Raw genomic sequence first — 19,793 nt, 5'->3', positions numbered from 1 at the left:
TCCCATCTTCGCTAACACAGGATGCGCCTGGGTTTTGAACCTGCTGGGCGCTACTGTGTCTTTACGGTGGCGGTCATGTTCCACCGGATTTTCAAGAGGGGTTACCCGTGTCGCGCAGTTCTTATCTCTTCACCAGTGAATCCGTATCCGAGGGTCATCCGGACAAGGTTTGCGACCGCATTTCCGATGAAATCGTTGACATGATCTACCGGGAGGCGCGCAAGACCGGCGTTGATCCGTGGTCTGTGCGCGTTGCATGCGAAACGCTTGCAACCACCAACCGCGTCGTCATTGCAGGTGAGGTGCGGCTGCCGGAAACCTTCCTGAAGAAGAATAAGGACGGTACGATCGCCCATGACAGGAACGGCCAGCCGATGATCAATCCAGCGCGTTTCCGTGCCGTTGCTCGCAAGGCGATCCGCGATATCGGCTATGAGCAGGATGGCTTCCACTGGAAGACGGTAAAGATCGACGTGCTCTTGCACCCGCAGTCGGCCGACATTGCGCAGGGCGTGGATAATGCCGCCGACCGTGAGGGCGAGGAAGGCGCGGGCGACCAGGGCATCATGTTCGGTTATGCCTGCCGCGAGACGCCGGATCTGATGCCGGCGCCGATCTATTATGCGCATAAGATCCTTGAGCGTCTTTCGGCTGCCCGCCACAAGGGCGAGGGTGAGGCTGCAAAGCTTGGACCGGATGCCAAGAGCCAGGTCACGGTGCGCTATGAAAACGGCAAGGCAACCGAAGTCACCCAGATCGTGCTTTCGACCCAGCATCTTGATCCGAGCTGGGATTCGAACAAGGTGCGTTCGGTGGTTGAGCCCTATATCCGTGAGGCGCTTGGCGATCTCAAGATTGCCGATGACTGCAACTGGTATATCAATCCAACCGGCAAGTTCGTGATTGGCGGTCCGGATGGCGATGCGGGCCTGACCGGCCGCAAGATCATCGTTGATACCTATGGCGGCGCAGCTCCCCATGGCGGCGGCGCATTTTCAGGCAAGGACACAACCAAGGTTGACCGTTCGGCCGCCTATGCCGCGCGTTATCTTGCCAAGAATGTCGTCGCAGCCGGCCTTGCCGACCGTTGCACGATCCAGCTCTCCTACGCCATTGGCGTTGCCCAGCCGCTGTCGATCTATGTCGACCTGCATGGCACTGGCAAGGTTTCCGAAGAGGTGGTTGAAAAGGCGCTGCGCAAGGTCATGGATCTGTCGCCAACCGGCATCCGCAAGCATCTTGATCTCAACAGGCCGATTTATGCCAAGACTTCGTCCTATGGTCATTTCGGCCGTAAGCCGGGGCGCGATGGGTCTTTCTCCTGGGAAAAGACCGATCTTATCAAGGCATTGAAAGAGGCTGTCAAAGCCTGATCGTGAAAGAATGAACGAAGATAATCATCCAGTACGTGCGGCCGGGAATTTCTTCGGCCGCCGTCACGGCAAGCCATTAAGACAGCATCAGAGTGATCTGTTCGCGCATCTGTTGCCGCGCCTGCGGCTTGATCTCGATGTGCCGGCCCCGCAGGATCTGACGCAGCTGTTTGAGGCACCAGTGGACAATGTCCGTATGGAGATCGGCTTTGGCGGCGGCGAGCATCTGTTTTACGAATCCGGCCGCTACCCGCAGACGGGTTTCATCGGCGTGGAGCCTTTCATCAATGGCATGGCGAAGATGCTGGCGGCGATTGACCAGGAAGCACGTCCGAATCTGCGCCTTTATGATGAGGATGCGACAGCGGTGCTTGACTGGCTTCCGGATGCATCCCTGTCTGGCATAGATCTCTTCTATCCCGATCCCTGGCACAAGCGTCGTCACTGGAAGCGCCGTTTTGTCAGCGACGCCAATCTCGACCGCTTTGCCCGTGTGCTGAAACCGGGTGCGAAGTTCCGCTTCGCTTCCGATATCGAGCATTATGTCAACTGGACCTTGCAGCATTGCCGTCGCCATGCCGAATTTGAATGGCAGGCGGAAGGCCCGTCCGACTGGAATGAGCCTTACGAAGGCTGGCCGGGCACGCGCTATGAGGCCAAGGCTTTCCGTGAAGGGCGCAAGGCAGCCTATCTGACATTCATCCGTCGCTGAGTCCCTGCCGTGGGCAATTGCCCGGCACTTGAAAAAAAACAGGCTGCGTGCTATATACGCTTCAAATTCTTGGTCGATTGACGAAGAGTGGGCCCTCCCGGACCCGCTCTTTTTTGTTAGCTGAACCAGACGAACTGACGAAATTGACCGTTCAAGAGGTTACGCGTTGACAGAAATACAGGCAGACAAGGTGGTCACGGCCGCATCCGATGCAGATGATCGCATTATCCGTGAGACAGGTATCGATGCAAAAGTCGCAGGCATTGTTGAGCCTGTGCTGAACACGCTTGGCTTCCGTCTGGTGCGCGTGCGTCTTTCCGGCCTGAATGGCCAGACCCTGCAGATCATGGTCGAACGCCCGGATGGCACGATGACGGTCGATGAATGCGAGCTGGTCAGCCGCACCGTTGCGCCGGTTCTTGATGTCGAAGATCCGATCAATGGTCGCTATCATCTGGAAATCTCGTCGCCGGGCATTGATCGCCCGTTGGTACGTAAGTCGGATTTCAGCAATTGGGCAGGTCATATCGCCAAGATCGAGACCTCGATCATGATCGAGGGACGTCGCAAATTCCGTGGCCGTATCGTTTCGAGCGACGACGAAGTCGTGGTGATCGAAAGTGACCAGATGACGTACGGTCAGGAGCCGACGGTGCGCATTGCATTCGATACGATTGCGGATGCCCGTCTGGTTCTGACCGATGAGTTGATCCGGGATGCGCTGCGCAAGGACAAGGCCATTCGCGAAGGTCGCATTCCAGACGACAATCTCGGTCTGGATCCCGATATGGCTTCCGGGGAAGCCGGATCTGCCGATGAGGCAGATCGGAAATAAGTTTCAGGCAACCGGCGCGCCATGATATTGGTTGCGTCACTAAGGAGAGACCTATGGCAGTCAGTGCAAACAGGCTGGAACTTCTGCAGATCGCCGATGCGGTCGCACGCGAGAAGTCGATTGACCGTGAGATCGTTCTTGCGGCCATGGCCGATGCAATCCAGAAGGCAGCGCGTTCGCGCTATGGTCAGGAAAGCAATATTCGCGCCGACATCAATTCGAAGTCGGGCGAAATCAAGTTGCAACGTCTTCTCGAAGTCGTTGAGAATGTTGAAGATTATGCAACGCAGATTTCGCTGCTTGATGCGCGTGACCGCAATCCGGATGCGCAGATCGGCGACTTCATCGCTGACCAGCTGCCGCCGATGGATTTCGGCCGTATCGCTGCCCAGTCGGCCAAGCAGGTTATCGTGCAGAAGGTGCGCGAGGCCGAGCGTGACCGCCAGTATGAGGAATACAAGGATCGTGTTGGCGAAATCGTCAATGGTACGGTCAAGCGTGTTGAATATGGCAATGTTATTGTTGATCTCGGCCGAGGTGAAGGCATCGTCCGCCGTGACGAGCTGATCCCGCGCGAGGCTTTCCGCTATGGTGATCGCATCCGCGCCTATGTTTATGACGTGCGTCGTGAGCAGCGCGGCCCGCAGATCTTCCTGTCGCGCACCCATCCGCAATTCATGGCGAAGCTGTTCACCATGGAAGTGCCGGAAATCTATGACGGCATTATCGAGATCAAGTCGGTTGCCCGTGATCCGGGTTCGCGCGCCAAGATCGCCGTTGTCTCGCGTGATGCCTCGATTGACCCGGTTGGTGCCTGCGTTGGTATGCGTGGCTCGCGTGTTCAGGCCGTTGTTGCCGAACTGCAGGGCGAAAAGATCGACATCATTCCGTGGTCGCCGGATGCGGCTACCTTCATCGTCAACGCGCTGCAGCCGGCTGAAGTGGCCAAGGTTGTGCTCGACGAGGATGCAGAGCGTATTGAAGTGGTCGTTCCGAATGACCAGTTGTCGCTTGCGATCGGCCGTCGCGGTCAGAATGTTCGCCTTGCCTCGCAGCTGACCGGCTGGGACATCGACATCCTGACCGAGGATGAGGAATCCGAGCGCCGTCAGAAGGAATTCGCCGAGCGCTCCAAGCTGTTCATGGAAGCGCTGGACGTTGATGAAATGGTTGGTCAGGTTCTGGCTTCCGAAGGCTTCGCTTCGGTTGAGGAAATCGCCTATGTTGATCCGGGCGAAATTTCCTCCATCGATGGTTTCGATGAAGATACCGCTGGTGAAATCCAGGATCGTGCGCGTGAATATCTGGAACGCCTTGAGGCTGAGCAGGACAAGCGCCGCAAGGAACTGGGTGTTCAGGATGAGCTGCGTGAATTGCCGGGCATGACCACGGCAATGATGGTTGCCATTGGCGAGGATGGCGTCAAGACGCTGGAAGACTTTGCGGGTTATGCTGTTGATGATCTGGTCGGCTGGCGTGAACGCAAGGAAGGCGAAACGATTGCCCATGGCGGTATTCTCACCAACTTCGACCTGTCGCGCGTTGAGGCTGAGCAGATGATTCTGGCCGCCCGCCTCAAGGCCGGCTGGATCACGGAAGAAGAACTGGCGACGGCAGCGGAAGAAACGGACGAGGCCGGCGAGGAATAAGCGGCGCAAGCCGCAATCATGCTGCGGCTTGTGACTGTGCCACGGCCCGAAAGAATGAAGACTGTATCGGGCCCGTCGGATGAAATATAATATAATGTACGGAGCGGGGTGGCCCGTTTCGTACATTGGAGCCGCAAATTGCCTTATGCTTGCAGCAATTGAGGCGTAAAGATGCGGTTCATGCGGTTTCGGGTTGTGACGGGGCCCTGGCTCTGCTACAGCCCGCACGCATCCTTTATTTGAGATCTGTGCAGGCGTTTGCTGTTGCAGATCTTGAAATGCAGTGTTGAGCCGGTTGCGGTTCGTGCTTTTCGAGCGGATATGCAGCCGGAGCGGGATATGCGGGATATGAATGACAGAACCTGTATCGTCACGCGCGAAAGCGGTTCTGCGGATGAGATGATCCGTTTTGTTGCCGGCCCTGACGGTTCTGTCGTGCCGGATCTGAAGCGGAATTTGCCGGGCAGAGGCTGCTGGGTCAAAGCCAGACGCCATCTGGTCGATGAGGCAGTGAAGCGCAAACTGTTTGCGCGGGCACTGAAGGAAGGGGTGACGCCACAGGCGGATCTTGGCGCGCTGGTTGACCAGCTGCTGACGAAATCTGCTCTGGGGAGTCTTGCACTGGCGCGCAAGGCCGGCGCGGTTGTCTCTGGCTCGACCAAGGTTGAGCAGGCGATCCGCTCAGGTACTGCCTGTGTTGTGCTGCACGCCAGGGAAGCCTCGCCAGATGGTGTGCGCAAGCTGGATCAGGCGCGTCGCGCCGTTGTACACCTAGATGGGCCTGAGATCCCTGCCTTCTCTGTTTTCACGGGAGAAGAAATGGATTTGGCATTTGGGGATGGAAATGTGATACATGCTGCCGTGCTGAATGGAAAGGCGGCGGCCGGGTTTGTGAAGCGATTGCAATTGCTGCAAAGCTATCGGGGCGAAAGCGAAACAAACCCTGAATAGAGCATGGATTGGGACGAGCCGGAACGCGTCTTGCAGGATGGAACAGGCAGGATGAAGATCTGGTCGCATCTGGTTCATGCGATGACATGGTTGACTGGAGCATTGTCCAACACTGGCAATCGCGCTGGATGATGCTCAAGTGAAGCGGCCGAAACCGCGAAGGAAACGGAAACGTAATGAGCGATAACACGAACGACGACAAGACGCTTGGCGTCAACACCAAGAAAACGCTGACCCTGAAACGGCCAGGCGTTGAGCAGAGCACCGTGCGCCAGAATTTCAGCCACGGCCGCACGAAGGCTGTCGTCGTTGAAACCAAGAAGCGCAAGTTCACCCGTCCGGACGAGAAGCCCGAGCAGGAAACAGCCCAGAAGCTTGCGGCGGCAAAGCCTGCGGCTCCGGCACAGCCTGCACAGCAGGCAAGGCCGGCTGCATCGGCGTCAAATCAGGCGCAGACGGTGACCAGACCGCACGTCGCCCAGCAGGCTCGCCCGGGACAGCCGCAGAACCGTCCGGGCTCACAGGCATCGCAGCGTCCGCGCCCGGCAGATCGCTCCGGCATGGTGCTTACCACGTTGTCGCGTTCAGAAATGGATGCGCGCCGCCGTGCGCTTGAGGAAGCGCAGGCCCGCGAAGCCGAAGAACGTGCCCGCGCTGCCGAGGAAGCCAAGCGTCGCGCCGAAGAAGAAGCCCGTCGCGCCAGGGAAGCTGAAGAATCCGCACGCCGTCAGGCCGAGGAAGAAGCTCGCCGCAAGGCTGAAGAGGAGGCTCGCCGCAAGGCCGAGGAAGAAGCCAACAAGCGCATGCCGCAGCCTGAAGCGCGTGAAGATGCAAAGCCTGCCCAACAGCGTCCGCAGCAGGCTGCCCGTCCGCAGTCTGGTGGTCAGCGCCCTGCACCAAGCGTTGTTGATGTTGCCCCGCCGGCCGCAAAGCCGCTGCCGCAGAGCCAGATGCGCAAGGGGCCGGCCCTCATCGATGATGAGGATGATCGTCGTGGCCCGCGCCGCGGCTCGTCCTCCAAGCCGGAAGTACGTGCACCAAAGGTTGTCAAGGGCGAGGATGATCGCCGCCGTGGCAAGCTGACGCTCACCGCGCATCTTGATGAGGAAGGTGGTCGTTCGCGTTCGCTGTCGGCGATGCGTCGCCGTCAGGAAAAGTTCAAGCGTTCGCAGATGCAGGAAACGCGCGAAAAGATTTCGCGCGAAGTGGTCATTCCTGAAACGATCACCCTGCAGGAGCTGGCGCAGCGTATGGCTGAACGCTCTGTCGACATCATCAAATATCTGATGAAGCAGGGCCAGATGATGAAGCCGGGCGATGTCATCGACGGCGATACCGCACAGATCATTGCGGAAGAATTCGGCCATACCGTCAAGCGCGTTGCTGAATCGGATGTCGAGGAAGGTATCTTCAACGTTCCGGATGATCCGGAAAAGATGGTTCCTCGTCCGCCGGTCGTCACCATCATGGGTCACGTTGACCATGGCAAGACCTCGCTGCTCGATGCGATCCGCCACGCCAATGTGGTCTCGGGCGAAGCCGGTGGCATCACCCAGCATATCGGCGCCTATCAGGTCGAGCAGAACGGTCAGAAGATCACCTTCATCGATACGCCGGGCCACGCTGCCTTTACCGCAATGCGTGCGCGCGGTGCGCAGGCAACTGACATTGCCGTTCTGGTGGTGGCCGCTGATGACAGCGTGATGCCGCAGACGATTGAATCGATCAATCACGCCAAGGCGGCCAATGTTCCGATCATTGTCGCCATCAACAAGATCGACAAGCCGACGGCTGATCCGCAGAAGGTACGCACTGCCCTGCTTCAGCACGAGGTCTTCGTTGAATCGATGGGCGGTGAAGTTCTGGACGTCGAAGTCTCGGCCAAGAACAAGATCAATCTCGACAAGCTGCTCGAAGCCATTCTGCTTCAGGCGGAAATCCTTGATCTGAAGGCTGATCCGACCCGTACCGCTGAAGGTGTGGTCATTGAAGCCAAGCTCGACCGTGGTCGCGGTTCTGTGGCAACGGTTCTCGTGCAGAAGGGCACGCTCCATCCGGGCGACATCATCGTTGCCGGTAATGAATGGGGCCGTGTGCGCGCACTGATCAACGACCGTGGTGATCACGTCAAGGAAGCCGGTCCGGCCATGCCGGTCGAGGTTCTTGGCCTCCAGGGTACGCCGCAGGCAGGTGACCGCTTCGCTGTGGTGCAGAACGAGGCCAAGGCGCGTGAAATTGCTGAATATCGCCAGCGTCTTGCCCGTGAAAAGGCAGTTGCGCGTCAGAGCGGCTCGCGCGGTTCGCTGGAGCAGATGATGAACCAGCTTCAGGTGTCCGGCACGAAGGAATTCCCGCTGGTCATCAAGGGCGACGTGCAGGGTTCGATCGAAGCGATTGCCAGTGCGCTGGAAAAGCTTGGCACCGACGAAGTGCGCGCACGTATCGTTCATTCGGGCGCAGGTGGCATCACGGAAAGCGACGTGTCGCTGGCCGAGGCGTCGGGTGCAGCCATCATCGGCTTCAATGTCCGCGCCAACAAGCAGGCGCGCGATGCGGCTGAACAGCAGGGCATCGAAATCCGCTACTACAACATCATCTATGATCTGATTGATGATGTTAAGGCTGCCATGTCCGGCCTCTTGTCGCCGGAACGCCGCGAAACCTTCCTTGGCAATGCGGAGATTCTCGAAGTCTTCAACATTACCAAGGTCGGCAAGGTCGCAGGCTGCCGCGTCACCGAAGGCAAGGTCGAGCGTGGTGCAGGTGTTCGCCTCATCCGCGACAACGTGGTCATCCACGAAGGCAAGCTCAAGACGCTCAAGCGCTTCAAGGACGAAGTTGCGGAAGTGCCGTCCGGTCAGGAATGCGGTATGGCGTTTGAAAATTACGACGATATCCGCCCGGGCGATATCATCGAAGCCTTCCGCGTCGAACATGTTTCGCGCACGCTGTAACTCTGGTTATGAGCCCGCCCGCCTTTGATGGCGGGTGGGTCTGTCGTGCCCGGTCGTGAGGGTCTGACTCCCGTCAGGATCGCGGTACAATGCGCAGCCTGAAAGGCAATTTCAAATTTCCGGCATGATTGTCGCGGGTCGGCTTTGATCCTGTCGGCAGAGGATGCCGCATTTCGGGATATGATTAATGGCTCGATCTCATGATCCGAAGGGCTCAGGTGGCCTTTCCCAGCGCCAGCTTCGCGTCGGCGAACAGGTGCGTCACGCATTGGCTCAATTGCTGCAGCGCGGGGAAATCCGCGATGACGTGCTGGAACGCACGGTCATTTCCGTATCGGAAGTGCGCATGTCGCCGGATCTCAGGATCGCCAACTGCTTCATTTCGCCCTTGGGCGATATTGATCCGCAGATCGTGATCAAGGCGCTCGCCAGCCATGCCCGTTTCATTCGTGGCCGCATGGCGCCCAGCCTGCGCCAGCTGAAATATATGCCGGAATTCCGTTTCCGCGCCGATACGAGTTTCGACAATTTTTCCAGGATTGATGCGCTGCTCCGCTCGCCGGAAGTGGCGCGTGATCTGGTGCATGATGAAGATGACGGTGAGGACGCAACCTCCCGCAATGGAGACGAATAAGACATGGCAAGACGCGGCAGGAAAAAAGGCCGCCCGGTATCCGGCTGGGTCATTTTTGACAAGCCAAAGGGTATGGGTTCAACCGAGGCGGTCTCGAAGATCAAGTGGCTGTTCAACGCTGAAAAGGCTGGACATGCCGGCACGCTTGATCCGCTTGCTTCCGGCATGCTGCCGATTGCATTGGGCGAAGCCACCAAGACCGTTCCCTATGTCATGGACGGCACCAAGGTCTATCGCTTTACCGTGACCTGGGGCGAGGAACGCTCCACGGACGATCTGGAAGGTGAGCCGACAAGGACATCCGCCAAGCGTCCGACAAGGACGGAAATTGAGGCGATCCTGCCTGGATATACCGGTGTCATCATGCAGATTCCGCCACAGTTTTCGGCCATCAAGATCGACGGCGAACGTGCCTATGATCTGGCGCGCGAGGGCGAGAAGGTTGATATCCCTGCGCGTGAGGTCGAGATTGATCGTTTGGAAATCATTGATTTTCCTGATGAAAATCGCACGGAATTTGAAGTCGAGTGCTCAAAGGGCACCTATGTCCGCTCGCTTGCCCGTGATATGGGGCGTGAGCTTGGTTGCTATGGTCATATTTCGGAGCTGCGCCGTATCGAGGTAGCCCCCTTCGTGGAAGAGGATCTGGTGACGCTGGAAGAGCTTGAGGAAGCCTGGCCGCCTCTGCCACCAAGGGATGAGGAGGGGGCGGCAATCGAGCCGGCGCCGCAGCGGGATTTCAGCGCGCTTGATGCATTGCTCATTGATACGGGGGCTGCCCTTGAATGCCTGCCGCAGATTGCGCTGAACGATGATCAGGCGCAGCGTGTGCGTCTTGGCAATCCGGTAATCCTGCGCGGGCGCGATGCGCCGCTTGATGCGGATGAGGCCTGTGCGACTGCGCGTGGCAAGCTTCTGGCCATTGGCTATATTGAACATGGCCAGTTCAAGCCGAAGCGGGTTTTTTCGGGCAACTGAAACTGGCCTGAAATGGCCAGATTTCGCGTTTGTTGAAAGAATACTGGCATTATTGCCATTTTTGCACTATATGAGCCAGCAGCGATCAGGTTAAACTTGTACGCTGGATCGTGTTCATGGCCCGCGCTGGACGGCATCCCGGCCTGGGCGTCCCATTTCCTCTCATTAGAAAGGTTGTTCCGATGTCGATTACTGCTGAGCGTAAACAGGCTCTTATCAAGGAATACGCAACGAAGGAAGGTGACACTGGTTCGCCTGAAGTTCAGGTTGCTGTTCTTTCCGAGCGTATCGCTAACCTGACCGAACACTTCAAGGGCCACAAGAATGACAATCATTCGCGTCGCGGCCTGTTGAAGCTGGTTTCGCAGCGTCGTCGCCTGCTTGACTACCTCAAGGGCGTCGACCAGGCTCGTTACCAGGCGCTGATCACCCGTCTGGGTCTGCGCCGTTAACGGCAAGATCGGGCGACGTTGCCAAACGTCGCCCGTTTGAATTTTGCAAATGAGATCATATGGTCTCACACTCGGCCCGGAGCGTCATGCCGCGGGCCGGATGCCCAAAAGCCGAACAGGCTTATGATTTGGAACAAGTCATGGGGCAGGATTGCAGGTAGTTCGCTTTTGCGGGATCCGAAAGTTTCGGAACTGATTGCAGGATGAAAGTCGAGCTCCCCGTTGTCTTGCCCATGGCCAGTTCGCCAACCGGACAATCCCTGAAGTGCGATGCACGGATTGTCGCAAGAGGACAAGATATGTTTAATACCCATAAAGTCGAAATCGAATGGGGTGGCCGTCCGCTGACCCTTGAAACCGGCAAGATCGCTCGTCAGGCTGACGGCGCCGTGCTGGCAAGCTATGGCGAAACCGTGGTTCTGGCCACTGTCGTTTCTGCCAAGGAACCAAAGCCAGGTCAGGATTTCTTCCCGCTGACCGTCAACTATCAGGAAAAGACCTATGCCGCCGGCAAGATCCCTGGTGGTTATTTCAAGCGTGAAGGCCGTCCGACCGAAAACGAAACCCTCGTTTCGCGCCTGATCGACCGTCCGATCCGCCCGCTCTTTGTCGAAGGCTACAAGAACGACACGCAGGTTGTCGTCACCGTCATCCAGCACGATCTGGAAAATGACCCGGACATCCTGTCGATGATTGCCGCTTCTGCAGCGCTTACCATTTCCGGCGTTCCGTTCATGGGCCCGATTGGCGGCGCACGCGTTGGCTATATCAACGGCGAATATGTTCTTAATCCGCATATCGACGAAATGCCGGAATCGAAGCTCGATCTGGTTGTTGCCGGTACGTCGGAAGCTGTGCTGATGGTGGAATCGGAAGCGCAGGAACTGTCTGAAGAAGTCATGCTCGGCGCTGTCATGTTCGGCCAGAAGGCATTCCAGCCCGTGATTGAAGCCATCATCAGGCTTGCAGAAGTTGCCGCCAAGGAACCGCGCGAATTCCAGCCGGAAGATCTGTCTGAACTTGAAGCCAAGATGCTGGCCGTTATCGAAGACGATCTGCGCGCTGCCTACAAGATCACCGAAAAGCAGGCCCGCTACGCAGCTGTTGATGCGGCCAAGGCCAAGGCGAAGGAGCATTTCTTCCCGGAAGGCATTGAAGAGCCTGAATATAACGAAGAACAGTTCGCCACCGTCTTCAAGCATCTGCAGGCAAAGATTGTTCGCTGGAACATTCTCGACACCGGCAGCCGTATCGACGGCCGCGATCTGAAGACCGTTCGCCCGATCGTTGCCGAAGTCGGCATCCTGCCACGCACGCACGGCTCGGCATTGTTTACCCGCGGTGAAACCCAGGCCATGGTTGTCGCCACGCTAGGCACTGGCGAAGATGAGCAGCTGATTGATGCCCTGACCGGCACCTATAAAGAATCCTTCATGCTGCACTACAACTTCCCGCCTTATTCGGTCGGTGAAACGGGTCGCCTTGGTTCGCCGGGCCGCCGCGAAATCGGTCACGGCAAGCTGGCATGGCGTGCAATCCATCCGATGCTGCCCTCGCCGGAACAGTTCCCATACACGATCCGCGCTGTCTCCGAGATCACCGAATCGAATGGCTCGTCCTCGATGGCAACAGTTTGTGGCACCTCGCTGGCGCTGATGGATGCGGGCGTACCGCTTGCCCGTCCGGTTGCCGGTATCGCCATGGGCCTGATCAAGGAAGGCGAGCGCTATGCGGTTCTGTCCGACATTCTGGGCGATGAAGACCATCTCGGCGACATGGACTTCAAGGTTGCCGGTACGGAATTCGGTGTCACCTCGCTGCAGATGGACATCAAGATCGACGGTATCACCGAAGAGATCATGAAGGTCGCTCTGGAACAGGCCAAGGAAGGCCGCATCCATATCCTTGGCGAAATGGCCAAGGCAATTTCGACCTCGCGCGCTGAACTCGGTGAATTCGCTCCGCGTATCGAAGTCATGACCATCCCGACCGACAAGATCCGTGATGTGATCGGTTCCGGCGGCAAGGTCATCCGCGAGATCGTTGAAAAGACCGGCGCCAAGATCAACATCGAAGACGATGGCACGGTCAAGATTGCCTCCTCCAATGCCAAGGAGATCGAGGCTGCCAGAAAGTGGATTCACTCCATCGTGGCTGAACCAGAGGTTGGTGAGATCTACGAAGGCACCGTCGTCAAGACGGCCGACTTCGGCGCATTCGTCAACTTCTTCGGTCCGCGCGATGGTCTGGTTCACATCTCGCAGCTGGCCGCCGACCGCGTTGCCAAGACGACCGATGTCGTCAAGGAAGGCCAGAAGGTATGGGTCAAGCTCATGGGCTTCGACGAACGCGGCAAGGTTCGCCTGTCGATGAAAGTTGTCGATCAGACGACCGGCAAGGAAATCGTTGCCGAAAAGAAGAAGGAAGAAGCAGACGCCGAATAAGCCCTGTTTCATAAAGCCTTGAAAAAGCGCGCCTTGCTGGCGCGCTTTTTTGTTACACGTGAATCAATCACGTACAAGCCTGAAACAGCGGGAAAACGGAGGAGGACAATCCGATGGAATTTGGCGGAAAACCATTTAAATGAAGAAATAGGTGCAAACCTTTAAGCTGGTTGTCCGCTCACTATATGCAGCCTGGGAGAATGGATCCTTTCACGATGAGTCCCATCAAGATTGAACAATGATAACACCCGCACAGAAAACGCTTTTTCTTCCGTTTGATCAGGGCATTCTGGATATGCCCGAAGATGGACAATCCTTTCTTGCCTGCGGTCTTGCGGCTGACCGGCAACTGGAGCCGGAGTGGAAAAAGGCACTGACTTTTCTGCAGCCTTGGCGGCCGGACTGGCTGGCCCTGAACAGGGAAGGCTGTCATGCCGTGCCGAGGCTGGACGCTGACGTGCGTTTTTCCGGTGGGCTGCTCCTGCTCGGCAAACATCGCGGACGCAATGAGGCGTGGTTTGCGGAGCTTCTGGCCCGCGTTGAGCCGGGCGGCTGGATCGTTGTCTGTGGCGACAAGAAGCTTGGCATTGACAGTTTCCGCAAATGGGTCGGCAATATCACCGAAATTACCGACCGTCTGTCGAAGAATCATGCCGTCGCTTTCTGGCTGCAGCGGCCAGCTGATCTTGATGATGACTTCATTCAGGCGCTGAAACCGGTCGCGGTCGATATTGATAACGTGTTCCGCACCGAACCCGGCATGTTCTCGCATGGTGCGATCGACAAGGGTTCTGCACTGCTCGTGCCGCATATGGAAAAAATCGTGTTCGGCAAAGTCGCCGATCTTGGCGCCGGCTGGGGTTATCTTGCGGCGCAATGCCAGAAATATGCGGATCGGATCACGGCAATCGATCTTTACGAGGCCGATTTCGAGGCGCTGGAGGCGGCCCGCGGCAATATGGAGCGCCTTGGCGCTTCCGTTCCGATGGGCTTTTACTGGTTTGACGTCACCAGCGAAAAGATGACCGGGATCTATGACACGGTGATCATGAACCCGCCCTTTCATGAGGGGCGTGCGGCCGATGTTTCACTGGGCCAGGCCTTCATTGCGGCGGCCGCGTTGCGGCTCAAGACTGGCGGGCGCTTGCTTATGGTCGCCAATCGGCAATTGCCTTATGAGGCAACGCTTAAAGGCCTGTTCAAGACGGTTATCCTGCTGGAAGAGGCGCAGGGCTTCAAGGTCTATGATGCGCGGAAATAACGCCTGACATGAAAAAGCCGCCCATCGGGCGGCTTTGCTTCGATTATTCGCCGCGTTCGGCGTCGGAACTTTTCAGCTCTTCCAGTGTCGGCATCGAGACAATGTTATAGCCCGAGTCGACGAAGTGGATTTCGCCGGTCACGCCGGACGACAGATCCGACAGAAGATAGAGCGCCGATTTGCCGACATCATCAATATCGACGGTGCGGCGCAGCGGTGAATTGCGACGCTGATAGCTGAAGATGGCGCGGGCATCGCCGATGCCGGCACCCGCCAGCGTTCGTACCGGGCCTGCCGAAATCGCATTGACGCGAATACCCTGCGGGCCAAAATCGGCGGCAAGATAGCGCACCATGGCTTCCAGGGCGGCCTTGGCAACACCCATGACATTGTAGTTCGGAATGGTGCGGGTCGAACCACCATAGGTCAGTGTCAGGATGCTGCCACCATCCTTCATCAGCTTTTCAGCGCGCTGCGAGACTTCCGTAAACGAGAAGGCCGAAATGACCATCGTGCGGCTGAAATTCTCGCGCGTGGTCACGTCGGCATAACGTCCCTTCAGCTCGGCCTTGTCGGAAAAGCCGATCGCATGAACGAGGAAGTCGAGCTTGCCCCAGCGCTTTTCGATCTCGGCAAAGACTGCGTCAACGGTTGCAATGTCCTCGACATCACAAGGCAGGACGAAATCAGAACCAACCGATTGGGCCAGAGGCTTTACGCGCTTGCCCAGGGCTTCACCCTGATAGGTGAATGCCAGTTCGGCTCCCTGCGCGGCAACATGCTTGGCAATGCCCCAAGCCAGAGAGTGATCGTTCGCGACTCCCATGATGAGGCCGCGTTTTCCTTTCATGATACCTTCCATAATGTTCCTCTCTCCATCAGCCCTGGTAACGCTGGAACACCAGTGTTGCATTGGTGCCGCCGAATCCGAAGGAATTGGAAAGCACTGTGTTGATTTCAGCATTATCGATGCGTTTGCGCACGATAGGCATGTCTGCAAAAGCTGGATCAAGTTCCTCGATATGGGCGCTCTCGCAGATGAAATTGTTCTGCATCATCAGGAGTGAATAGATCGCTTCCTGAACGCCGGTTGCGCCCAGCGAATGGCCGGTCAGTGATTTCGTGGCGGCAATTGGCGGGCAGGAATCGCCAGAGCCGAAAATCTGGCGGATCGCCTCGATTTCCGGTGCATCGCCTGCAGGCGTCGAGGTCGCATGCGGATTGATATAGTCAATCTTGGACTTGACTGTCGAAAGCGCCATTTTCATGCAGCGAACTGCGCCTTCGCCCGAAGGGGCGACCATGTCATAGCCGTCCGAGGTTGCGCCATAGCCGACGATTTCGCCGTAAATCTTGGCGCCGCGGGCAAGAGCGACTTCCAGCTCTTCCAGAACCAGAACGCCAGCACCGCCTGCAATGACAAAACCGTCGCGATTCTTGTCATAGGCGCGCGAGGCAGTCGACGGCGTGTCGTTATATTTGGACGACATCGCCCCCATGGCGTCGAACAGAACCGAGAGCGTCCAGTCGAGATCTTCGCAGCCGCCGGCAAACATGCGATCCTGCTTGCCATACTGGATCATCTCATAGGCATTGCCGATGCAGTGATTGGAGGTCGCGCAGGCCGATGAGATAGAATAGTTGACGCCCTTGATCTTGAAGAAGGTGGCTAGCGTCGCCGATGCCGTCGAGCTCATGGCCTTTGGTACGGCAAACGGGCCGACGCGTTTCGGGCCCTTTTCGCGGGTAATGTCGGCTGATTCCACGATCGTCCGGGTGGACGGGCCGCCGGACCCCATGATGATGCCGGTACGCTCATTGGAAACTTCTTCCGGTGTCAGGCCTGCATCGGCAATGGCCTGATCCATGGCAATGTGATTCCATGCCGTGCCCCGGCCATGGAAGCGCATGGCGCGCCGGTCAACCAGGGCTTCAATGTCGATCTTTGGGCTGCCATATACCTGACAGCGGAAGCCGAGTTCGGCATATTCCTCAGCCCGGCTGATACCGGATCTGGCTTCGCGCAGAGAGGCCGTGACCTCTTCTGTGTTGTTTCCGATAGAGGAGACAATCCCCATACCAGTTACGACCACACGCCGCATCGCGTTCTCCTTTACACCCGTGCCTATGGAGATCCCGCGCTGGAACTCCCGATCATGGCTAGATAGGTGCGATCTTCTCATGTTTTGAGCGCGATTGCATAAAAACTGCTGCTTTTCTGCAATCGCGCCCGTGAATACTGTAAATCAGGCCTTACTGACCGTCGCCGCTTTCCTTGGATAGGCCAACGCGCAGATCCGTTGCCTTGTAGATCGGTTCGCCGTCGGCCTTCAGCCAGCCATCGGCAATGCCAAGTACCAGACGGCCACGCATGACACGCTTGAAGTCGATACCATATTCCAGAAGCCTGGTCTTCGGGCGAACCATGCCCTTGAACTTCACTTCGCCGGTGGAAAGCGCCATGCCGCGGCCCGGTTCGCCCAGCCAGCCCAGGAAAAAGCCGGTGAGCTGCCACATGCCATCAAGACCAAGGCAGCCAGGCATGATCGGATTGCCCATGAAATGGCATGGGAAATACCAGTCATCTGGCCTTACATCATATTCCGCCCGGATATAGCCCTTACCGAACTCACCGCCGGTTTCAGAAATCTCGGTGATACGGTGCACCATCAGCATTGGCGGAAGCGGGAGCTGCGCATTGCCCGGCCCGAACAACTCGCCGCGTGCGCAGCTGAGGAGTTCTTCGTAGCTATAGCTCGATTTCTGTTCTGCCATTACGCCTCCCTTGAGGTACTCTCGGTCTTGACCGTTTCAGCGGTCCACTAATCAGTTTGCTGGAGACATCCCTAGCACAAAGTGTTTCCGCCAGTAAAATCTTCCAGTGGATTACCAAGTCAAAACTGACTGGAACCAATGGCTATTGATACTTATTTCGCAACGGCATATATCAATGACAAGAGGTAATCGGCAACAGCCCGTTTACACTTTGACGATTTTGCTGTGAGCTTGTGACGGATTCAACGGTGAATATGCATACGACACATAACCACTCGTCAGTTTCCATGGAGGATCGCTTGCGTAGCGCGGGCTTGCGTCCGACGCGCCAGCGTGTTGCCTTGGCAAGCCTTATTTTCGCGCAGGGTGATCGTCATCTTTCGGCTGAAGAGCTGCATGAGGAAGCGGTCAAGGCCGATGTGCCCGTTTCGCTGGCGACCGTCTACAATACGCTGCACCAGTTCACCGAAGCCGGAATGCTGCGCATCATAGCTGTCGAGGGATCGAAGACCTATTTCGATACCAATGTTTCCGATCATCAGCATTTCTTCCTCGAAGGCGAGAATATCGTTTTCGATATTCCGCATGGCGAGCGTGGTCAGCCGACCGTCGCCAACATGCCGGAAGCGCCAGAGGGCATGGAAATCGTCAATGTGGACATTATCGTTCGCCTGCGCCGCAAGACACAGCAATAACCCGGCAGAAGCATTCAGTAAAAACCGCCCGATGATGGGCGGTTTTTATTGGTGGATGATCAGCATGTGCCGGATCAGTCGATGATCTCGTCGGGATAGACCCCCCAGAGCTCGGACTGCTTGATCCAGCCGCGCCTGCCCTGAACTTCCAGCCGACACCATTGACCATTGCATTTCTGGACATTGCCGATCACGCCGGGCTCGATTTCCGCCACCAGCCTTGAGTCATCATTGGCCTCGCGGCGCATGACAACCAAGAAGTCCTTTTCGTCCTTGCGCCATGGAGCGGTAATGGCGGTGCGCTTGCTAGACAGCAGCGACTGGTAAACCCAGCCTTCAGTGCCGTCGGCATCGCGGATGCGGCGCCAATTGTCATATTCCTGAATGATTTCGACCGGCAAACCCGCCTTCATGAACAGCCACGACACGGCATAATCGCGTCCGGGGCCGATTCGCAGATTGACCCGTGCCGGTTTCAGGCTGACAAAGCGCGGAACAGGCAGGCCGCTTGCGCCGACCGGATGTTTGTTGCCTGTCTGCTTGCCCCCCGTCGAGTCCTGTTTGCCACTTTCCGCGCTGGTTGCCTGCCCATTTGCGTCTTCCTGCGCGAAAGTGCGTTCAACAGGCAGAATGGCTAGCATGAGGGCGAGGCTGGCGATGAAAGCCAGATTGCGTTTTTGCGAAACTGAACTGAACACTGCGACCTCTCGCCGACCTGTCATTGCATGGCCATGAGCTGTGTCCGGTCACCCAGGACAGTCCGTTGCAAGACGGGTTCTGAGGATGAGAGCATTGCCTCTTTGTCCTGTTTGCACCAGTCAGGCTTTTCTGACCGTGTTTTTCTTTGTCTTTGCTTCGCTGCCTTGATAGAGATGTGCAGCCGATGCAATATCCAATATTGCGCCCTCTTGGTTAAAGAGGTCTCAACATGACGCATTGGCGACAGCATTTTCAGATGGGCTCATGTTTCATCTGGATATGTTAACAGAATGACAAGGGCAGTTTTGAGGCTTTTGAAGCGCGAACGAATCCTTGAGCATTGCTTCGATTTTAAGGGGTGGATATGTCGAACAAAAAGAAGCCGCTGGTCGTTCTTACGAGAAAATTACCGGACCCGGTGGAAACCCGAATGCGGGAATTGTTTGACGCACGGCTGAACCTTGACGATCACCGCATGACCCAGCCGGAACTGATCGCCGCGCTGAAGGAAGCCGATGTGCTGGTGCCGACCATTGGCGATATACTGGATGCTGCCGTCATTGAGCAGGCTGGCCCGAATCTGAAACTGATCGCCACTTTCGGCAATGGCGTTGACAATATTGATGTTGCCGCCGCAGCAAAACGCGGCATCACCGTCACCAATACGCCGAATGTGCTTACCGAAGATTCCGCCGACATGACCATGGCGCTGATGCTGTCCGTGCCGCGCCGTCTGGTGGAAGGGGCGCAATTGCTCAATGCATCCGGCGGGAAATGGCCGGGCTGGTCGCCGACATGGATGCTTGGCCGTCGCATCTGGGGCAAGCGCCTTGGCATTATCGGTATGGGGCGCATCGGCACGGCGGTTGCGCGCCGCGCCAAGGCATTTGGCCTGTCGATCCATTATCACAACAGAAAGCGCGTCAGTCCGCAGATCGAGGAAGAGCTGGAAGCAACCTATTGGGACAGTCTCGACCAGATGCTGGCGCGCATGGACATCATCTCTGTCCATTGCCCGTCAACGCCGGCAACCTTCCATCTTCTGTCGGCACGCCGCATCCAGTTGCTGCAGCCAACTGCCTATGTGGTGAATACAGCGCGTGGCCAGATCATCGATGAAAATGCCCTGATCGAGCAGCTTGAACAGGGCAAGCTCGCTGGCGCTGGTCTTGATGTCTATGAAAATGGTGAGGCGGTCGACAAGCGCCTGCTCAAGCTCGCGGAAGCCGGCAAGGTTGTCCTTTTGCCGCATATGTCGTCGGCCACGATGGAAGGCCGCATCGACATGGGCGATAAGGTGATCATCAATATTCGTGCCTTCGTGGATGGACACCGTCCGCCGGATCGTGTTCTGCCCAACCGGATCTGAAACAGCCAGACA

17 protein-coding genes are annotated in these 19,793 nt (G+C 57.2%); 13 read left to right on the top strand and 4 right to left on the bottom strand.

Annotated elements, in window-relative coordinates; translation table 11 throughout:
- Positions 1-107 precede the first annotated feature (107 nt).
- The 11 genes from metK to ACFO1V_RS14650 all read left to right on the top strand — a co-directional run bounded on the left by metK (position 108) and on the right by ACFO1V_RS14650 (position 14,243).
- Complete coding sequence (gene metK, locus ACFO1V_RS14700; protein WP_374830851.1) at positions 108-1,373, top strand: methionine adenosyltransferase; 1,266 nt, start codon at positions 108-110, stop codon at positions 1,371-1,373.
- Between the two features lie 10 nt (positions 1,374-1,383).
- Complete coding sequence (gene trmB / locus ACFO1V_RS14695; RefSeq protein WP_374830853.1) at positions 1,384-2,085, top strand: tRNA (guanine(46)-N(7))-methyltransferase TrmB; 702 nt, start codon at positions 1,384-1,386, stop codon at positions 2,083-2,085.
- 166 nt (positions 2,086-2,251) lie between these two features.
- Complete coding sequence (gene rimP / locus ACFO1V_RS14690; protein WP_374830855.1) at positions 2,252-2,920, top strand: ribosome maturation factor RimP; 669 nt, start codon at positions 2,252-2,254, stop codon at positions 2,918-2,920.
- A 53-nt stretch (positions 2,921-2,973) separates the two neighbouring features.
- Entirely contained in the window at positions 2,974-4,569 is a 1,596-nt protein-coding gene (gene nusA / locus ACFO1V_RS14685; protein WP_374830857.1) for a transcription termination factor NusA, read from the top strand.
- Positions 4,570-4,890: 321 nt separating this feature from the next.
- Entirely contained in the window at positions 4,891-5,520 is a 630-nt protein-coding gene (locus tag ACFO1V_RS14680; RefSeq protein ID WP_374831036.1) for an RNA-binding protein, read from the top strand.
- 176 nt (positions 5,521-5,696) lie between these two features.
- The gene (gene infB, locus ACFO1V_RS14675) at positions 5,697-8,474 is read left to right on the top strand and encodes a translation initiation factor IF-2 (protein WP_374830859.1); all 2,778 of its coding nucleotides are present in this window, start codon (positions 5,697-5,699) and stop codon (positions 8,472-8,474) included.
- 187 nt (positions 8,475-8,661) lie between these two features.
- Positions 8,662-9,108 carry a 30S ribosome-binding factor RbfA gene (rbfA, locus tag ACFO1V_RS14670; RefSeq protein ID WP_374830861.1) on the top strand — a complete coding sequence of 149 codons (447 nt, stop codon included), beginning with the start codon at positions 8,662-8,664 and terminating at the stop codon, positions 9,106-9,108.
- A gap of 3 nt (positions 9,109-9,111) precedes the next feature.
- The gene (gene truB / locus ACFO1V_RS14665; RefSeq protein WP_374830863.1) at positions 9,112-10,086 is read left to right on the top strand and encodes a tRNA pseudouridine(55) synthase TruB; all 975 of its coding nucleotides are present in this window, start codon (positions 9,112-9,114) and stop codon (positions 10,084-10,086) included.
- Positions 10,087-10,268: 182 nt separating this feature from the next.
- Positions 10,269-10,538, top strand: a complete 270-nt coding sequence (rpsO, locus tag ACFO1V_RS14660; RefSeq protein ID WP_374830865.1) for a 30S ribosomal protein S15 — start codon at positions 10,269-10,271, stop codon at positions 10,536-10,538.
- Positions 10,539-10,837: 299 nt separating this feature from the next.
- On the top strand, positions 10,838-12,982 hold the full coding sequence (pnp, locus tag ACFO1V_RS14655) for a polyribonucleotide nucleotidyltransferase (RefSeq protein ID WP_374830867.1): 2,145 nt from the start codon (positions 10,838-10,840) through the stop codon (positions 12,980-12,982).
- Between the two features lie 238 nt (positions 12,983-13,220).
- The gene (locus ACFO1V_RS14650) at positions 13,221-14,243 is read left to right on the top strand and encodes a class I SAM-dependent methyltransferase (RefSeq protein ID WP_374830869.1); all 1,023 of its coding nucleotides are present in this window, start codon (positions 13,221-13,223) and stop codon (positions 14,241-14,243) included.
- 43 nt (positions 14,244-14,286) lie between these two features.
- Here the strand turns inward: ACFO1V_RS14650 and fabI are convergent, their stop codons facing one another.
- From fabI to fabA, 3 genes are all read right to left on the bottom strand, one after another.
- Complete coding sequence (gene fabI / locus ACFO1V_RS14645) at positions 14,287-15,105, bottom strand: enoyl-ACP reductase FabI (RefSeq protein ID WP_374830871.1); 819 nt, start codon at positions 15,103-15,105, stop codon at positions 14,287-14,289.
- A gap of 16 nt (positions 15,106-15,121) precedes the next feature.
- Complete coding sequence (gene fabB, locus ACFO1V_RS14640) at positions 15,122-16,345, bottom strand: beta-ketoacyl-ACP synthase I (protein ID WP_374830873.1); 1,224 nt, start codon at positions 16,343-16,345, stop codon at positions 15,122-15,124.
- Positions 16,346-16,496: 151 nt separating this feature from the next.
- Positions 16,497-17,018 carry a 3-hydroxyacyl-[acyl-carrier-protein] dehydratase FabA gene (fabA, locus tag ACFO1V_RS14635; protein WP_374830875.1) on the bottom strand — a complete coding sequence of 174 codons (522 nt, stop codon included), beginning with the start codon at positions 17,016-17,018 and terminating at the stop codon, positions 16,497-16,499.
- 254 nt (positions 17,019-17,272) lie between these two features.
- Here fabA and irrA point away from each other — a divergent pair, with 254 nt between their 5' ends.
- Complete coding sequence (gene irrA / locus ACFO1V_RS14630; RefSeq protein ID WP_374830877.1) at positions 17,273-17,713, top strand: iron response transcriptional regulator IrrA; 441 nt, start codon at positions 17,273-17,275, stop codon at positions 17,711-17,713.
- A gap of 74 nt (positions 17,714-17,787) precedes the next feature.
- Here irrA and ACFO1V_RS14625 read toward each other — a convergent pair whose 3' ends face one another.
- Positions 17,788-18,411, bottom strand: coding sequence for an SH3 domain-containing protein (locus ACFO1V_RS14625; RefSeq protein WP_374830879.1), 624 nt, complete (start codon positions 18,409-18,411; stop codon positions 17,788-17,790).
- Between the two features lie 365 nt (positions 18,412-18,776).
- On the opposite strand from ACFO1V_RS14625, the gene ACFO1V_RS14620 reads away from it, so the two are divergent.
- A complete protein-coding gene (locus tag ACFO1V_RS14620) occupies positions 18,777-19,781 on the top strand; it encodes a 2-hydroxyacid dehydrogenase (protein WP_374830881.1) in 1,005 nt (334 codons plus the stop codon).
- Positions 19,782-19,793: the final 12 nt, after the last annotated feature.

Source organism: Daeguia caeni (genome assembly GCF_042653845.1).
Taxonomy (GTDB): domain Bacteria; phylum Pseudomonadota; class Alphaproteobacteria; order Rhizobiales; family Rhizobiaceae; genus Brucella; species Brucella caeni.
The sequence above is the reverse complement of the archived record's forward strand: the minus strand, read 5'-3'. Positions and strand labels throughout refer to the sequence as shown.